The 17233-nt window shown below is 57.9% G+C and carries 17 protein-coding genes; 11 read left to right on the forward strand and 6 right to left on the reverse strand.

From position 1 onward, the window contains the following. Positions 1-28 precede the first annotated feature (28 nt). The 6 genes from AB1L30_RS13595 to AB1L30_RS13620 all read left to right on the forward strand — a co-directional run bounded on the left by AB1L30_RS13595 (position 29) and on the right by AB1L30_RS13620 (position 5991). On the forward strand, positions 29-730 hold the full coding sequence (locus AB1L30_RS13595; RefSeq protein WP_367013965.1) for a PTS sugar transporter subunit IIA: 702 nt from the start codon (positions 29-31) through the stop codon (positions 728-730). Beyond that, positions 731-1528, forward strand: coding sequence for a hypothetical protein (locus tag AB1L30_RS13600; RefSeq protein ID WP_367013966.1), 798 nt, complete (start codon positions 731-733; stop codon positions 1526-1528). A 74-nt stretch (positions 1529-1602) separates the two neighbouring features. Then, positions 1603-3021, forward strand: a complete 1419-nt coding sequence (gene rimO / locus AB1L30_RS13605; protein WP_367013967.1) for a 30S ribosomal protein S12 methylthiotransferase RimO — start codon at positions 1603-1605, stop codon at positions 3019-3021. Between the two features lie 39 nt (positions 3022-3060). Next, positions 3061-3720 carry a CDP-diacylglycerol--glycerol-3-phosphate 3-phosphatidyltransferase gene (gene pgsA, locus AB1L30_RS13610; protein ID WP_367013968.1) on the forward strand — a complete coding sequence of 220 codons (660 nt, stop codon included), beginning with the start codon at positions 3061-3063 and terminating at the stop codon, positions 3718-3720. A gap of 13 nt (positions 3721-3733) precedes the next feature. Further along, complete coding sequence (locus AB1L30_RS13615; protein WP_367013969.1) at positions 3734-4792, forward strand: CPBP family intramembrane glutamic endopeptidase; 1059 nt, start codon at positions 3734-3736, stop codon at positions 4790-4792. A 113-nt stretch (positions 4793-4905) separates the two neighbouring features. Then, positions 4906-5991: a Gfo/Idh/MocA family oxidoreductase gene (locus tag AB1L30_RS13620; RefSeq protein WP_367013970.1), complete on the forward strand. Its 1086-nt coding sequence runs from the start codon at positions 4906-4908 to the stop codon at positions 5989-5991. Positions 5992-6008: 17 nt separating this feature from the next. On the opposite strand, the gene AB1L30_RS13625 is transcribed toward AB1L30_RS13620, so the two are convergent. The 4 genes from AB1L30_RS13625 to AB1L30_RS13640 all read right to left on the reverse strand — a co-directional run bounded on the left by AB1L30_RS13625 (position 6009) and on the right by AB1L30_RS13640 (position 10430). Continuing rightward, positions 6009-6872 (reverse strand): hypothetical protein, encoded by an 864-nt coding sequence (locus AB1L30_RS13625; protein ID WP_367013971.1) that lies wholly within the window; start codon positions 6870-6872, stop codon positions 6009-6011. A gap of 109 nt (positions 6873-6981) precedes the next feature. Beyond that, entirely contained in the window at positions 6982-7827 is an 846-nt protein-coding gene (locus tag AB1L30_RS13630; RefSeq protein ID WP_367013972.1) for a polyphosphate kinase 2 family protein, read from the reverse strand. A gap of 39 nt (positions 7828-7866) precedes the next feature. Then, complete coding sequence (locus AB1L30_RS13635) at positions 7867-9279, reverse strand: DUF5690 family protein (protein ID WP_367013973.1); 1413 nt, start codon at positions 9277-9279, stop codon at positions 7867-7869. Next, on the reverse strand, positions 9276-10430 hold the full coding sequence (locus tag AB1L30_RS13640; protein WP_367013974.1) for a DNA-binding transcriptional regulator: 1155 nt from the start codon (positions 10428-10430) through the stop codon (positions 9276-9278). The genes AB1L30_RS13635 and AB1L30_RS13640 overlap by 4 nt, the downstream gene beginning before the upstream one ends. 400 nt (positions 10431-10830) lie before the next feature. Between AB1L30_RS13640 and AB1L30_RS13645 the strand changes: the two genes are divergently transcribed. After that, a complete protein-coding gene (locus tag AB1L30_RS13645) occupies positions 10831-11946 on the forward strand; it encodes a DUF1559 domain-containing protein (protein WP_367013975.1) in 1116 nt (371 codons plus the stop codon). Between the two features lie 67 nt (positions 11947-12013). Then, complete coding sequence (locus AB1L30_RS13650) at positions 12014-12448, forward strand: hypothetical protein (protein ID WP_367013976.1); 435 nt, start codon at positions 12014-12016, stop codon at positions 12446-12448. Here AB1L30_RS13650 and AB1L30_RS13655 read toward each other — a convergent pair. Next, the gene (locus tag AB1L30_RS13655; RefSeq protein ID WP_345084568.1) at positions 12445-12894 is read right to left on the reverse strand and encodes a Fur family transcriptional regulator; all 450 of its coding nucleotides are present in this window, start codon (positions 12892-12894) and stop codon (positions 12445-12447) included. The genes AB1L30_RS13650 and AB1L30_RS13655 overlap by 4 nt on opposite strands. Before the next feature lie 260 nt (positions 12895-13154). On the opposite strand from AB1L30_RS13655, the gene AB1L30_RS13660 reads away from it, so the two are divergent. The 3 genes from AB1L30_RS13660 to AB1L30_RS13670 all read left to right on the forward strand — a co-directional run bounded on the left by AB1L30_RS13660 (position 13155) and on the right by AB1L30_RS13670 (position 16264). Further along, positions 13155-14090 (forward strand): lactate dehydrogenase, encoded by a 936-nt coding sequence (locus tag AB1L30_RS13660; RefSeq protein WP_367013977.1) that lies wholly within the window; start codon positions 13155-13157, stop codon positions 14088-14090. Positions 14091-14276: 186 nt separating this feature from the next. After that, positions 14277-14570, forward strand: coding sequence for a hypothetical protein (locus AB1L30_RS13665; RefSeq protein WP_367013978.1), 294 nt, complete (start codon positions 14277-14279; stop codon positions 14568-14570). Between the two features lie 344 nt (positions 14571-14914). Next, positions 14915-16264, forward strand: coding sequence for a Gfo/Idh/MocA family oxidoreductase (locus AB1L30_RS13670; protein ID WP_367013979.1), 1350 nt, complete (start codon positions 14915-14917; stop codon positions 16262-16264). Here the strand turns inward: AB1L30_RS13670 and AB1L30_RS13675 are convergent. Continuing rightward, positions 16261-17169 (reverse strand): AraC family transcriptional regulator, encoded by a 909-nt coding sequence (locus tag AB1L30_RS13675; protein WP_367013980.1) that lies wholly within the window; start codon positions 17167-17169, stop codon positions 16261-16263. The genes AB1L30_RS13670 and AB1L30_RS13675 overlap by 4 nt on opposite strands. Between the last annotated feature and the right edge of the window lie 64 nt (positions 17170-17233).

Genomic DNA, 17233 nt, shown 5'->3' on the forward strand with positions numbered 1-17233 from the left:
CTAGCACTTTTTTTCTTATTTCACACACATGCCCTCGCAAGACTTCGATCTAGACGAACTGGCCGCTTACCTCCACCTCACCCCACCTCAGGTCGAGAAGCTCGCCAACCGCGACGACATCCCCGGGAGAAAGGTTGCTGGCAAGTGGAAGTTCTCTAAAGCGGACATCCATCACTGGTTGGAACATCGCATTGGTGTTTACGACGACCAACAACTGGAACGGGTCGAAGGGGTACTCGACCGGCATGGCAAGCATGAAGAGCCGGTCCGGATCTCCGACATGCTGCATGCCAGCACCATCAAGATTCCGATCACGTCGCGTTCGCCGCGGAAAGTGATCACGGAAATCTGCGAGGTCTCGATGGAAGCGGGCTACTTGTGGGACGCGCCCAAGATGATGGACGCCATCCTGCAGCGTGAAAGCATGCACTCGACCGCGCTCGACAACGGCGTGGCGCTGCTTCACCCGCGACGTCCTTTGCCGATGATTCTGTCAGAAAGCTTTCTGGCGATGGGGCGAACCTACCAGGGCATTCCGTTTGGTGGCAGCCGTGGCGTGCTGACCGACGTCTTCTTTCTGATCGCTTCGGTCGACGACCCATCGCACCTGCGAACGCTGGCTCGTTTGAGCCGGATCATCAACGACAGCACTCTCATCCAAGGGATCCGGGCCGCTAACCATGCCGAAGACGTGCTCGAGCTGATCGAAGAACGCGAGGACCAACTGTAAGTGGATATGCCAACGCGTACCGTTCTGGCCCTGGGCAACCTGGATGCTCGTCCTTTCAAAGAGATGGTCGCCTGGCTGCGCTGGGTTCCTGGCGTTCAACTGGTAAGCGACGAGCAAATCGGCGGAGACGAACCGTTCGATCTGCTGATCCTTTGCAGCGAGCGTCCCGGGCAATTCACCCCGCGCGAGATCGATTTGCTACGGCATCGTTACCCGTTGGCGACCGTCGTGCTGCTGTATGGCCCGTGGTGCCATGGCGAAGGACGGACCGGCCCGGTCCCGGATGGCCTGGTTCGGGTTGCGTGGTTCGAGTGGTCTTACCGTTTGCCTTCGCTGCTGGAAGTCGGCCCGCAGGTTCCGGCCACGGCAACGCCTCAAGAGCAACTGTTTGGCTCGCTGGAAGACCGATTTGGCACGCAGCACAGCCGCCAGGTCGGTATCTGGGCGAATACCTGGGACGACTTCGACTATCTGCGTTCCGCTTGCCAGTCGCTAGGTTATGCCTCGGTTTGGCTGCAGTCCGAACCGCAGAGCCCGTGCGATATCCTGATTGGTTTGATCCCCGGAACCGACGGGGCCGAGTTCGACGATCTGCAGGCCCGTTTGGCCGCCCATGCCGAGCAGTTGGCATTGGTCTGCCTGGCCACGCCGACCTGGGAAGACTACCAGAAGCTACGTTCGACAGGCGTTTCAGCCGTTTTAGGGCAACCTTTCCGCCTGGCCGACCTGGCAAACCTACTTGAAACCCGCCCAGATTGCGGCATTTTGCCCCTCGTCAATCCCCAGGGCAGCCGGTAGGATGAGGAGTTCGACCAGCGGCTTTGGCCCTTCTTATGGGGATCCGCTTTCCGTTAACCCCGATTCTTAGCTTCATGACCAGTCTTCCCATTATCGATCCGAATACGCCTGCTCCTTCCGTCGCCGAAACTAGTGGCAGCGGCGAAGCCCGTGGAAAGTATTCGTTCATCAGTCTCGGCTGTCCCAAGAACCTGGTCGACAGCGAACGGATGTTGGGGCTGTTGGACAAAGATGGCTATCAATTGACCCAGGAGACCGAAGGCTCGGACTTCGTGGTGATCAACACGTGCGGTTTCATCGAGCGTGCTCGTGACGAGTCGTTCGCCGCGATCCACGAGATGCTCGAGCTGAAGCGTCAGGGCAAGATCAAAGGGGTGATCGTCTCCGGCTGTCTGGCCGAGCGTCAGAAAGAAGCCTTGCTGGAAACCTGCCCTGAGATCGACCAGGTGGTCGGCGTGTTCGGGCGGGAAGAGATCACCAAGGTCGCCGATCGCCTGCTGGGCAAGCTGGAAGAACAACGCACCGTCTTCAAGCCAGCTCCGGTCCGAGCGTTGAACGACCGTGAACGTCTGCGTATCACGCCGCGACACTTCTCGTACCTAAAGATCTCGGAAGGTTGCGATCGCCTGTGCACCTTCTGTGCGATCCCGAAGATGCGCGGCAAGCACGCCACCAAGCCAATGGAAGAAGTGATCGCCGAGGCGCACGAACTTTCGGCCGACGGCGTTCGCGAACTGATCATCGTCGCCCAGGATACCACCTATTACGGCATGGACCTGTATGGCGAGACCCGCCTGGCCGAGCTGCTGACGCAATTGAATCAGGTCGACGGCATCGACTGGATTCGCCTGATGTACTTCTATCCGATGTACATCACCAAGCCACTGCTGCAGACCATCGCCGATAGCGAAAAGATCGTCCCTTACGTCGACATCCCATTGCAGCACATCAACGACACCATGCTTCGCCGCATGGCTCGTCGTGTGACCAAGAGCCAGACCGAAGACATGGTCGGCCAGATGCGCGACATTATTCCGGACTTGAACATCCGTACGACATTCATCACTGGCTTCCCAGGCGAAACCGACGAACAGTTCCTGGAACTGGCCGATTTCATCGAAGCCCAGCGTTTCGAGCGCGTCGGTGTGTTTACCTACTCGAAGGAAGAAGATACCCCAGCGGTCAAGCTGAGCGATCACATTCCAGAAGAGCTGATGGAACAGCGTCGCGAACACCTGATGGCCATCCAGCAGGAAGTGGTCTTCGACCATAACGAAGCGAAGGTTGGTCAGACGCTGGATGTCATCATCGACCAGCCGGTCCCCGGCGAAAAGACTGCCTGGATCGGCCGCACCAAGGCCGACGCTCCTGACGTCGACTGCGTGACCTACGTCACCGGCAAAGGATTGAAGCCAGGGGATATCGTTCCGACCGAGATTGTGATGTACAAAGATTACGATCTGGTCGGCGTGGCGAAAGACGCCGCCAAATAGCGAGAACTACCTGCGGCTGCACATCCTAGCGGAGTCTTCATGTCTGACAAGCCGATCCCATCCAACGTGATTGTCAACGTTCCCAATACGCTGACAGCGATCCGTTTTGTGCTTTCCATCGTGGGATTCGTGCTATTGCCACTGCACCTGGTATGGGGCGCCCTGGCGATCTTTATCATTGCGGTCTCGACCGACTGGATCGATGGTTACTGGGCACGCAAATACAACCAGGTGACTCAGTTCGGCCGCATCTTCGATCCATTCGTCGACAAGATCATCATCTGCGGCACGTTTGTCTTTCTGGTCGCTCTGCCGGGATCCGGGATCGCGGCCTGGGTGGCCGTGGTGGTGATGGGCCGCGAGATGCTGGTCACCGTGATTCGCAGCTTTGTCGAACAACATGGCGGCGACTTCTCGGCCAATTGGCCTGGCAAATGGAAGATGGTTTTGCAGTGCGCCGCCGCAATTCTTTCGATGTTGGCCCTCGAACTTAGCGACGGCACCGCGGTCACCACCTGGTATGGCCTGTCGAACTTCCACTCGCCGACACTGGTCAACGCGATCGGCAGCGATGCGTTTGTCGCCTACTTGTTCAATCTGAACTTGTGGGGCATGGTGGGACTTACCTTGGCATCTGGTTGGATCTATGTCGTCGATGCCATGCGGATGATCCGTTCCGGACAGCTCACCTCGAAATAAGCTCGCCACTGCCATGCAATCGCTTGTTGGACTCGCCATACTACTGTACGCCGCGACCTTGATTGCCGCGTGCGTCGGTTTGTGGATCTTCATCTTCAAGCGATTCCGCGAAGGGACGCCGGTCCTCGAGGCCCGTCCCGCTCCGCCAGCCAATTGGGGCCTGGTCGATGTGCTGGGTGGAGCGATCGGCGTAATCTTCTTGATCATTGTTTTCTCGGCAATTGCCGTTGGACCACGATCTTCCTCCTCGGAACTCACCATCGAGCAGCAAAGCGGAATGATGTGGGCGCAGATGTTCGCCCAGTCGCTGGTCTGCTTGATCATCCTGGGGCTGATCTTCCTGCGAGGTGGCAGGAATCAGATCTTCGGCGACTCGCCAAGCACCTTTTTGAACGACGTGAAGATCGGTATCGCCGCGTTCGGTGCGTTGTGCGTTCCGGTGCTCGTTTTACAGATGATCCTGGCGCTGCTCGTCCCGTACGAGCACCAGTTGATCGATATGATGCTGACCAACCCGACGTCGAACATCATCATCCCGGTGGTATTCTCGGCGGTGATCATCGCCCCGCTGACCGAAGAGTTCGCTTTTCGGCTGGTGCTGCAAGGCTGGCTGGAAGATGTCCTCTCCGGTCGACTGCATAACGGAGTCGAGATCTTGCTGGGACGGATCGTGGGGCTAGACCTCAATCGTTCCGAGACCTTCGAGGTGGCCAGCGAGCCTCTCGTCAAATCGCTGCCAGCTTCCGACGTGGAAGAGAGCGCCAACCCATATCAATCCCCGCTGCCTGAGACCGTCGCCGCGGAGGTTCCCGTGAACGGAAACGAGGCCCGTCCGCAGTTGATGGCCGTGCCGATCCTGGTCAGCTCGTTGCTGTTTGCCGGGCTGCACTTGGGGCAAGGGGCCGCGCCGATTCCGCTGTTCGTGCTGGCGTTGGGTCTGGGCTACGTCTATCAGAAAACACGCACGCTGACCCCAAGCCTGGTGGTGCATATGCTGCTCAACGGGCAATCGATGTTGCTGCTTTTGCTGCAACTGATCTTTGGCGATGGGCTGACCGAGCCGCCGGTTTAACTGCCCGAGCAATCCCTCTATAATGCCTGCCTGACAAAGGGTATCAGGACGTCTGTCATTGGTTCCGTTCCCTGGTCGTTCCCCCATCCATCCAAGTAGCGGAGTAGAGACGAATGGCGTTCGGTTTTGGCATTATCGGCACCGGCATGATCGCGGAATTCCATGCGAAGGCAATCGCAGACATTCCCGACGCCAAACTCGTGGGCTGCTTCAATCGTACCGCTGAAAAGGCTCAGGCCTTCGCCGAGAAGCATGGCATCACCGCGTACGAAGATCTGGACGCCATGCTGGCCAATCCCGACATCCATGTCGTGACCATCGGTACCGCCAGCGGTGCCCACATGGAACCCGCTGTTGCCGCCGCCAAAGCTGGCAAGCATGTCATCATCGAGAAGCCACTCGACGTCACGCTCGCTCGCTGCGATGCCATCATCCAGGCCTGCCAGGAAAACAACGTCAAGCTGGCCACCATCTTCCCCAGCCGCTTCCATGGTCCCGCGACCGAAATGAAGAAGGCGATCGAAGAAGGCCGCTTCGGCACGCTCTCGCTCGGGGATGCCTACGTGAAGTGGTTCCGTACCCAGGCCTATTACGACAGCGGTGCCTGGCGTGGTACCTGGCAGCTCGACGGTGGTGGCGCCCTGATGAATCAGGCCATCCATAGCGTCGATTTGCTGTGCTGGTTGATGGGCGATGTCGAATCGATCACCGCCAACTGCAGCCTGATCGGTCACGAACGCATCGAAGTCGAAGACGTTGCCGTTGCTTCGCTGAAGTTCAAGAATGGTGCCCTCGGCACGATCGAAGCCAGCACGGCTGTTTTCCCAGGCTACCTGAAGCGCATCGAGATTCACGGCACCCAGGGCACGGCCGTGATGGAAGAAGAAGATATCAAGACCTGGGACTTCGCCGAACCAACCGCGGAAGACGAAGCGATCAAGGCCCGTCTCGCCGGCAAGACCGAAACGGGTGGTGGTGCCGCCGACCCGAAGGCGATCGGTCATCATGGTCACCGGGCCCAGTTTGAAGATTTGCTAGCCGCCGTGAAAGAAGATCGCGAACCGGCGATCAACGGACCGGAAGGTCGCCGTTCGGTCGAAGTGATTCTGGCGATCTACCAGGCAGCCGCCACCGGCCAGCGGGTCGATTTCCCCTTGGAAAAAGACCCAGACCTGGGTGACTGGTCGCCGGGCAAATAGTCGACCGCTGGAAGTAGTTACTTCTTCGCAGACTCAGTGGCCAGGTCAGCACGCAGTTGCTGCAGGCCATCGAGATTCTCTTGCAGCGATTCTTTCGCATCGAGTTCGTTCCGGTGATCAAGGATCCCAATCGGTGCTTGATAGCCGGCATCGAGCACGGTTTGAATCATCTGCTTCTCATGCTTCCCTTTGCCAATGCCCAGAATCTTGGGTTGAGCCTGAGCGTTCATCCCGTTCAGGTTCAAGCAAAGCAAGTAAGGCTGCATCTGCCGAAACGCTTCGGGCCAATCGGCGATGTGCTCGTGCCCGTGATGGAAGTTGTAGACAATCCCGACTTGCGGATATCCCATCTCGCGAAGCTTCTGGCAAACGGCGACCATGTTCGCAGGCTCGCCGGTCCAGCCGCCATGGTTGTAGATCCCCAGCGATAAACCTTCCTTCGCGGTTCGCTCGGCGAGCGGCTTGAGCCAGTTCGCGGCTTCCTCGACCTTGGCCTCTTGCGACTCCGCCTTCGGCTGCGGAATCATCTGCCAGATCTGCGGGCGTACGCCATACTTCTCGAACAAACGGAACGCCTCGTCATGCGTTCCCCAGAAGGCGAACATATCGATGCCTTCCTTTTTGTACGCTTGCAATTCGGCCTCGAAGGTCGGCACATGCTCGGCTCGCCAGTCATAAGCACAGCGTGTGACGCCAAGTTCTTTCAGCATCTTGGCGCGTGCTTCCGGCGAACGCTTCGAAGCGTCGAACGGCACGATACACCACGCCACCAGGTTCGATGGCTCCAGCGGATCTGGTTCCGCGGCGCGGCCGGCGGGAATCAGGGCTGTCGAGAAGGTAATCAGCGTAAGCAGGAGTGCTGCGACGATCGAACGCGTCATGGTGGGTGCTTTCCGCGAGCAAGAGTAAGGGGCGAGTCCTCCAGCATCGGCTCTGTGGCACGACAAATCAAGTAGAAACTTCGTCCCCGCGGCTGACGCTTGGCATCGCCTACTTGCCGTTCTTTTCTTTCTTCACCTCGGCATGGTACAGCTTGCGGATCTCGTCCATGTCGACGGTTGGCTCTGGGAACTTCATGTCGAACGACTTCAGCGCTTGCACCAGGATGCTGGCCACGACGAAATCGCGGAACCACTTCCGGTTGCCTGGAATGATGAACCACGGAGCGTTCTCGGTGCTGCACTTGCTGAGGGCATCCTCGAACGCTTTGGTATACTCGTCCCAATAAGGCCGCTCGGAATAGTCGGCGTGGCTGATCTTCCAGTTCTTCGCGGGACTCTCGAGCCGCTTCTTGAAACGGTCGAGCTGTTCTTCCGGATCGATGTGCAGATAGAACTTCAGAATGTGTGTCTGATTGGCGACCAGCAACTGTTCGAAGTTGTTGATCTGATCGTATCGTTTCGACCAGACATCTTCTGGCACCATATTGTGGACACGTTGGACCAGGACTTCTTCGTAGTGCGAACGATTGAAGACCGCGACATGCCCTTTTCGCGGCGTCACCTTATGCACACGCCACAGAAAGTCGTGCTCGGCCTCGACGGTCGAGGGGACTTTGAAGCTTGTCACCGTGCAACCTTGAGGGTTCATCGCCTGGAAGACGTGACGAATCGTGCCATCCTTGCCGGCGGCATCGCGTCCCTGCAAACAGACCAGTAACGAACGTTTTCGCTCGGCGTAGAGTTGATATTGCAGCTCTTGAATCTCTTCGCGCAGGTCGTCGGTTTGCTTCTCCGCCTTCTTGCGGTCGTCGCAAAGATCTTTCGCCGTCGCATCGAACTTACTGAGATCGACTTTGCTGCCTGGCTTGACCAGGAACTGCTTGTAGTAATCCATTTCTCTCCCTGCGGACGTTCAGAAACTCGAAGCCTGAACTTAAGTTGTATCCGCTGGCGAGTGATTTCCCAATCCGTTTATTGCGATGACGTCATCAGCCAGTGAAGCATCGTCGGCGAAATCGACGCCGAGTGAAGCATCTGCTTCTCGCTGTAACCGCAGCCGCGCGAGGCGTTCTTCTCGGATAAAGTACCAGCCACTGAATAGCAGCGACACCAGCCCCACGACCGACAACGTCAGCGCGAAGCCAGAAAAGAACACCAGCCGCGAGATGTCACCTTTCCAAAGATCTTTGTAAAGCTGCACCCCAAAAGAACCGGTGTAGCCGAGCGAATCGATCAGGTAGATCGCGAAGACCGAAGTACCGGTGGCCCGCGTGGCGGCGAAGATCCGATCGAACAGCACGGTATACGGCACGTAGGCCAGGTATGCCCCGAGCCCCACGAGGATCATCCAGCTCAAACCATTGATGACCCGCGCATGCCACAGCATGGTGCTGGTTCCGATCAGCAGCGTACCGCAAATCATGATTCCAAACGTTGCGACCAGTGCATGGCGATTGTGCCGGAAGAGGCTGAGCCCGCCGAGGGTCACCGTGATCACGATCGCACTGACCACTTCAATCTGCGTGAAGATGCCTGGCACTTCCGCCAGGTTCAGCTCTTTCAAGATCTCGATCGCGTAGTTATCTCGGAAGTCGCGAAACGCGGTCAGCATCACGTAGATAAAACTGAGCAGGATCAACCCGATCGAGAAGTGGGCGAGAAAGGTCCACTGGTCGCCGGCGGTCATGGCGGTGCGTTCCGATCGTTCGATCCGGTCTTTCTCGTCCGGTCGCGGAAGCGCATCCAACAGCCAGGCCGAGATCACCAACGGCGGCAGAAAGATAAGCCCCACCCAGAACGGCATCCAAAACGGATCGATCTCCCAGGTTTGCAGCAGCCACTTGCCGGCGTCTTTTACCACGCCGGTGGCGAAGATATACGAGCAGCTAAGCGTCGCGACCAACAGTTCCGTGGCTCGGCGACCTTCCAGGTAGCGCATCGCCAGCCCCCAGACCATCCCCAGGGGCAAGCCATTGAAAAAGATCGCCACCACTTTCCAGTCGGTCGGCAGCAAGGCAAAACCCAATAGCGACAACTCGGCCAGGCCAATCAGCGCGACCGTCGCCACAAAGAGTTGTTCGCGCTTTAACTGCGAGCAGAACTTGATGCCGATGTACTTCGAGGCGACGTAACCGACCAACTGGCTAAGAACCAACGCGGTCTTTAGCTGGACGCCCGTTCCGGCGAAGTCGTGACCGGCATAGGTGGCCACCGCCAGCGGTTTGCGGAAACCATACATGCAGAAGTAGACCGTGAACGAAGTCACCGCCGCGAACGCGATGGTGCGGACTGTTCCGGCTCGCTCCAAGCGATCGTGGAGGCCACGGTTGCCATGCGTCCAACTCATTGAGATCGCCTGCTGCGGCGATATTCGGATGGCGCCATCGCGATCTCGCGACGAAAGGCCCGGCACATCACTTCCGGCGAATCGAATCCGCAGCGGGCCGCGATGTCGGCGATCGGCAACACCGATCGATCGAGTAGCTGCTTCGCCATGTCGAGCCGCACCATCATGATCTGCTTGCTCGGCGAAACGTCGAGATACCGATCGAACAGTTGCTCGAGCAGCCTTCGCGAGGTGCCGGCGTGCTCGGCCAGGTCGGTCACCTGGATCGGTCGGTGAAAGTTGTCTCGCAGAAATCGCAGGGCCGCCACCAGTCGTTCGTCCGGCAACACGGTCCAATCGGTCGATTGTTCGGAAATGACCCGCGTCGGAGAGATCGTCACCACTTCGCTGCCGTCCGCTTCGCCGTGTAGAATTCGATCGAGCAGGTGAGCTGCTTGATACCCCACACTCTGGGCGGCGTTGTCCAGCATCGAAAGCTTCGGACGGGTAATCCCACTAGCGAGTTCATCGTACTCCCCCGCCAGCACGGCCACGGCATCGGGTACGCCCAGCCCGACGTACTTGGCAGCTTCAATCAACTGCCGCGACGTCTGTGTATCGATCGCCAAGATCGCACAGGGCTTCGGTAGGGTGAGCAGCCAATCCCCCAACAGACGAATCTGTTCGATCCAGGGTTGCTCTGGACTCATGCCACTCGCTGCATGGATATGGCATTCGAAGCCCGCCGACTGCAAATACTGGGCATAGGCTCTGCCGAAGAGGTCGTCGTAGAAAGTCGGTCGCCAGTGCGAACCGCAGTAGGCAAAGTGGGTGTACTTCTTCTCCAGGTAATACCTCGCTGCCAGTCGACCGCTCTCTTCTTCATCGAGGGTACATCGCGCGATCACACCAGGGCCGAAGTCGTACCACGAAACGTTCACGCAGGGGATGCCAGCAGCGAGGATGTCCTGGGCGAGCTCCTCGTTGTTGACACGAGCGATCACTCCATCTCCTTGCCAACCTTTTGGAATCCGCAGTGGCTCGAACTTTCCGCGTGGCTCGAGAAAGACATTCCAGGGCTCGCCGCATTCATCGAGATACGTGCCGATCCCGCGCACCATACCAGAGCCCCAGCCGGTCGAAGTCTCGATCAAGACAATCACGTTTTTCATGGTTCGCCCCACACTTATCGGGTCTGTTTCCAACAGATTGTGGGTTGCGCAATTCGTCATCTATTTAAGCACTCCTGGGTCACAGAATCCGTAAGCATGACTGAGATCTTGAAGTTTATCGACCGGATGAATCGTCTTTTAACAGGAAGTTAACAATTCAAGGAAGATTCTGAACGTTTTGGAAAAGATGCGCGATTCATCAACGATCTTGCGCAATCATCCGTGGTGAAGGCAACCCCGGCCGCGCACAATGTGCCTCGTTATGTCCAGAGATGGACGTTTCATGGAACAGAGCGTTTTTTAACACTTCCGCACAAGTTATTTACTGCTGTAGTCACTTGCGCGCTAACGAATTCATTCGTTCGATCTTCTTTCTTCAAGGCTTTTGGGAGAACTTCAGATGACCCGTCCGACACGTCGCGGATTCACGCTGGTGGAGTTGTTGGTGGTGATCGCCATTATCGGAGTGCTGATCGCGCTGCTGCTGCCGGCCGTGCAGCAAGCGCGCGAAGCGGCCCGCCGCATGCAGTGCACGAACAACCTGAAACAGATCACGCTGGCCAGCCATATCTATCACGATGTGCACCAGACCACGCCGCTCCATATGCATCGCGCCGCGCACGACTTCTCGGGCTCGAAGGGAAACAGTGGAAACTTGTCTTGGTACTACGGTATTCTGCCGAGCGTCGAACAGTCGGCCGCGCAAGATCGCATTCCTTCGGAAACGAGCGGGGCTGGCTTTTCGTGGGATGGAGTCGTCGATGGTAGCACGCCTCTCGGTCAAATCGCCCGCATCCGCGTCGATACGTTTCTTTGTCCTAGCGAAAGTGTCGTCAACGCAGTGTCTGAGGTTCAGGGGCAACTCGGAAACTTCAGCTACGTCGCCAATGCGGGTCCGCCACGTCAGCTCAGCTTGCCTCGCGCTGGCACCAGCAGCACGTCGCGGGGTTACATTTCGCATTCGCGGATGACCGATGGAACTCCCGGTGCTGGCAATTGCCAGGGAACCTGGTTGGCCGGATCGAATCACATCGTTTCGTTCAAAGACCTGACCGATGGTCTGTCGAACACGGCGGCGTTCAGCGAATCGCTGGTGAACGATGGCAGCGGCAACCATCAAGATAAACGCCGCAATCTTTATTACACCGGCTCGGGCATCATTCAGTCGCCTGGCTCGAACATTGCTGACGTTGTCACCAACGGCCTGGCAAACGCGAGCAACTGGCAAAGCTGGAGCCAGTACAAAGGGCTGACTTGGATCTATAGCAGTTCGTGGGAAAAGCATCTGTACAACCATGTGTTCCCACCCAATACGATCTCGATTCCTTCGTACAACACGGCCTGGTTCCAGTGCAGCGAAGCGGATGGAGCGATCACCCCTTCGTCGAACCATCCTGGCGGAGTGCAGGTATCGCTCGCCGACGGTTCGGTGCGATTCATCCCTGATACGATCAACATCGAAACCTGGTGGGCGTTGGGCTCTTCCAGCAGTGGCGATGTCAGCGGCGAGTTCTAATCGTCAGGGCAGGGGGGCGATTGCTTCCCTGCCGGTTTTCTCTTTCAACCTTGCAGGAATTGCATACATGTTTGTTTCAACCACCAGTCGTCTGCTGTTGCTGTTGTTGGTTGGCATGCCCCTGGTTGTTGGCTGCGAGTATCAAAGCTCGGCCATCCAGGACCGCATGAACGAGTTTCGCTATACGCCAGAGATGTTAGCCAACGAGATGATCGGCCGGCTCAAACATGCTCGTTTAACGCCAGCGAAGCCGCGTGGGCCGGTCGTTGAAGCGGACCCTGGGCGTGGCGGGGATGGCGATCGCCCCGATCCAATGGCGGTCGATTCGATTGCCGCCGACTGCGTCGCCAAGATTCAGCACATGGAATCGCTCGGCCATGGCGAAGACGTGACGTCGAAGGTCGTTAAAGCGGTCGAAGACGCGAAAGGCGTTTCGGAATCGATCCGGACCGAATTCGTCAAGCACCTTCAGCAAGCCAGCACCCACGAAATGGGTGACTAGGCTTTCAGGCAAGCGTTGCAGTGCCCCTTGACCAGGACTTCATCCAATTGGCCAGGGGGCTTCTGCGACTTGTCCTTCGGCACCAGGTCGATCTGAAAACCAGATAGGCAGATCACCTTACCGCAATCGATGCACATGAAGTGTGGATGCTCTGACTTCCCTTCGGCACCTTGCGGCAACAGTTCAAAGCGGCGCACGGCATCTCCCAGATCAAGCCGTGCCACGATGCCTGCTTCTCCCAGTTCAGTCAGCGACCGGTAAATGGTCGACTTGTCGAAACCGAACTCGGCCAGTTCGTCGGCCACTTCGGTCGGACTCAGGGGAGTCTGATGATTGGCCAGCGTTTGCACTACGGCGATTCGAGCTGCCGTGCAGCGCAGGCTAACCGACCGCAGCAGAGCCTTGGCGGCATCCATCGAGAATCCAGATTTGCGTTTACTGGGCATGCTTCGTACCAATCGGAACTGGGGAAAGATAGGGACCTTCGATTCTATCGTACTTGCAATGCATTTGCAAACGACGCGATCGAATTCGGCCCCTCAGACGGCGTTTTCTCCGGGCGCCAGGGATGGTTGTGGGAATCTTCCGAGAATAATCGCTCCGTTTGCGGGGATGACAGGCGGGAAGCAGGGGGAGGGCACTTGAGCGATCGGGCTCGGTTCGCGAGATTGAACTTTTTCGCGCAGAGACCGCCAGAGAGACAAGTATGAAGGTTTCGATCGTTGGGGTAGGGAAGGTCGGCGTTACCGTTGGCTATTCGATTGTTTCGCATGGTCTGGCCAGCGAACTGGTCCTGGTCGGTCGCAATCAGCAGCGGCTGCGAGGCGAAGCCCTCGATCTGCAGCATGCCGCGGCGCTTCACCCGGGACGCATCACCGTGCGCGGCGGCGACCTGGAAGCGACCCGCAATTCGGCGGTGATTGTCCTCTCGTTGGCCGAATCGGCCGATAAAGGGGGCCATGCGATGGACCGGATCGCGTCGGCCGCACCTAATGCTCGGCTGTTCCAAGAGGTGGTGCCCCAATTGGCACGCCTTAGCCCCGACGCCATCTTGCTGGTGATGACCAACCCGGTCGACGTGCTGACCTACGCTACGCTGAAACTCTCCGGCTTCGATCCGAAACGCGTTCTGGGGACCGGTACCCTGATCGATAGCGCTCGTTTCCGTTCGCTGCTTTCCGCCCACTACGAGATCAACTCAGATGACATCCGGGCCTATGTCTTGGGCGAGCATGGCGAATCGCAGTTCCCGGTGCTTAGCGCTGTTTACGCAGGCGGATGGCACATGGGGAAAGATCCGGTCGTGAAAAACGCATTCGAACAAACACTGACCGCCGCCCCGGAAGTGTTCGTTGCCAAGGGGTACACCAACTTCGCCGTGGCGAGTGCGGCATCGATGATTTTGCAGGCGATTCGCGACGATTCGCATCGCACGATGCCGGTGTCGACACTGGTCGATGGCTACTACGGAATCGAAGACGTTTGCCTCTCTTTACCGGCAGTTATTGGCCGCGAAGGGGTCGCCCAGGTACTGAGCATCGCGTTGAACGCCGAAGAGCAACAACAACTTCATCGTTCCGCCAACCATCTGTTAGACGTCAATCAGAAGCTGTCGGACGTGTGGAACAAACCTGCCGGCTAATCGCTACAAGCGTTACCGTCGGAACGGCGACGTCCGGTCGAACTTCTCTCGAAAAATGAAAACTCGACGCTTCTTATCCATTTTCGAGATAGGTTTAACCTTGAATTGATGTCGCAATGCTTGAACCGTGTCTCTTCGTTCAAGCTGACGCTCCCCCCTTGTTCCTCTTCCGACGGAGAATTCATCGTGTACACGACCAATGAAGAAGCGTTCAATTATCTGTACGATCGGATGGGCATCCTCTGCGTACAAGTGATGGTAAGCGCGGTCCGCGCGTATGGAGCCGACACCGGCAGCGTTCAAGTATTGACGCTTCTCAACGGTGGCGACGACTCTATCAGCAACCGAGACCAAAAGGCTCTCGTCGCCGCCATGCGCTACGTGGAAGACAATCTCCCAGAATGGCAAGAAGAACGAATCATCTGTCTTCCTGATGGCCAACAACTGACGATCGACCCAGCACTGGTTCCTGACGATTAATCCCTCAGCCAGCCTTCGACGATCTTCTCCATAAGCTTGCCACACAAAGCACCAACAACCATCCAGAGACGATCGCTCCGCTCGCCACCGCCCAGGGACGAGGAATCCAGCTCGAAGCGCCGCCAATTACGTCCGCTTCGATAAGAAGTTAGAGCCCCAACGGGGCGACGTGGAACCAACATGTCGCCCCGTTGGCGTTTCTTGACCATCGATCGTCTCGCTTCGATCGATTCTTGGTCGCGCAGAAATTGTGTTGACTCTGCCTTGCCTGTTTGGCATAACCTCAAGCTCCTGCCTGATCCCTCCCTTCTTCCATCCTCAACACCCACACACGAGGCTCTCCGATGACTGTCGCGCTCAATCGTCGTCAGGTTCTAAAACAATTCGCCGTCGCTGGTACCGCGATGGCTTTGCCGGCTGCTCAATATTCACGCGTCCTGGGTGCGAACGAACGCTTGCGTGTCGGCAGTGTCGGCACCGGTGGCAAAGGCTGGAGCGACTTGAACGGCGTCGCTGCGAGCCCGGCGGTCGAAGTCACCGCGCTGTGCGATATCGATAGCTCGAAGAATTACCTCGGTCGCGCTGCCGAGAAGTATTCGTCTGCCAAAACCTATAGCGACTGGCGGAAGCTGCTTGATCAGTCCGACACGATCGATGGTCTGATCGTTTCGACGCCTGATTTCATGCACGCGCCGGTTTCTTTAGCCGCCATGCAGCTTGGCAAGCATGTCTTCTGTCAGAAACCGCTGACGCATACCGTCTTTGAATCGCGGCAGATGCAGTTGGCGGCGGATAAGTACAATGTCGCCACGCAGATGGGCAATCAGATCCAGTCGCACGCGTTCTATCGAACGGCCGTCGCGCTGGTTCACTCCGGCAAGATTGGCAAGGTAAAGGAAGTTCACTCGTGGCAAGCAGGCACGCCAAGCTGGCCGCGCAACATCGATCGTCCTTCCGGCGCCGATCCGGTTCCGAAGCATGTGGCCTGGGATCTGTGGCAAGGGGTCGCGCCGCGTCGGCCTTATAAAGAAGGAATGTACCATCCATTCAACTGGCGCGGCTGGCAAGATTACGGTACCGGACAATTGGGCGACTTCGGTTGCCATATCCTCGACCCGGTCTTTAAGTCGCTGGAACTAACCGCGCCGATGAAGGTGTATGCCGAAGCTCCTGAGTTGAAGCCAGAGACCTGGACTGAAAGTGCGACGGTCAGTTACGCCTTCCCAGGCACCAGCCGCACGGCAGGCAAGTTGCTGCCGGTCACCTGGTACGACGGCGCCGGCGTGCGGCCACCTGCCGAAGTCACCGCGCACCTTCCTTCCAGTTATAAGCTGCCCAATGCCGGCTCGGTGCTGGTCGGCGAGACGGGGACGCTAATCATCCCGCACGTCGCCGCGCCGGTGCTGTTCATGAATGGCGAGACCGAGCCAACCAAGATCGACGAAGTTGCTGCTGTCGATCACTACGTGCAGTGGGCCGACGCAGCCCGGGGCGAAGCGACCGCGACGTCGTCGTTCGACTACTCCGGCCCGCTGACCGAGACCGTCTTGCTGGGCACCGTCGGCATTCGCTTCCCTCGGGAAATCTTGATTTGGGATGCCCCGATGATGAAGTTCACCAATCTTCCAGAAGCGAATGCATATCTCACCAAGAGCTATGCCAAAGGCTGGGAGCCTGCGTGGGTGAGCGTCTAACGCGTCATGCCACTAGTCGGGTCGGTCCGAAACTGAGCCGGTGTTACGCCATAGCGTTTACGAAAAGCAGACGTAAACGCCGAGATCGATCCGTAGCCTGATTGCCGGGAAACGGCTTTCAGGCCGAGCGATGTTTGTAGAAGGTCGGTCGCGATTCGCATGCGGATTGAAGTCAGCACATCCATCGGCGATTGCCCGACCACTTCGCGAAACCGTCGGGCAAAGGTCGAACGTGCCATGCAGCCAACCGACGCTAACTTCTCGACCGTCCAAGGGTACTCCGGCTCCGAAAGCATCGCCAGTAAGACCGGCGCCAGGTCGTCATCTTGTAGGGCACCAATCCAGCCAACTGATTCGACCGGCAACGCTTGCAGTCGTTCGCGGATGACTTCCATCACCACGACCGACAGCATCAAGTTCACCACCGCGATACCGCCGGTTCGTTCCACCAGCAAGTCATCGGTCACCAGCGGCAGTACCTGAGTCAGCAGCGAAGTCGGTCCTTCGGCATGCGCCCGATGCAGCGGCGGTACGCCAGCCAACAAAGGTGCCAGATCTCCGCCGCTCGATTGAATCGTTCCCGACACGACGCGACAAGGCTGCGCTTCGGCTCGTAAGATTCGGTGGACCGGGCGAAAGATCAGGACGAAGTCGCCAGCTTCGGCGCTCAGTGGGCCGTCATCGGTTCCTTCGATCTGACATCGACCTTCCAGCACGTAGTGGAACGACGCCTCGCGCGGATGCCATTGCCACGACTGCGTTGCCGTCAGAGGCAACACGTGCGTCAACATGCAGGCCGGCTTCAAGTGAGATAGCAGCGAAGCCGTCGGATCGGCATCGACACGCAGCGAACTGCCGCATGCCGTCTCGCCGGTTTCGAACTCCGTCGGTTGCAGATTCCCCATTGCTTCGCCAACTGCCTCTTTCCGTGCCAGAAACGTACCAGCGCATGTCCATTGCCCAATGCGA

Origin of the sequence: Bremerella sp. JC817, assembly GCF_040718835.1 — a bacterium.
In the GTDB taxonomy this organism is placed as follows: Bacteria; Planctomycetota; Planctomycetia; order Pirellulales; family Pirellulaceae; genus Bremerella.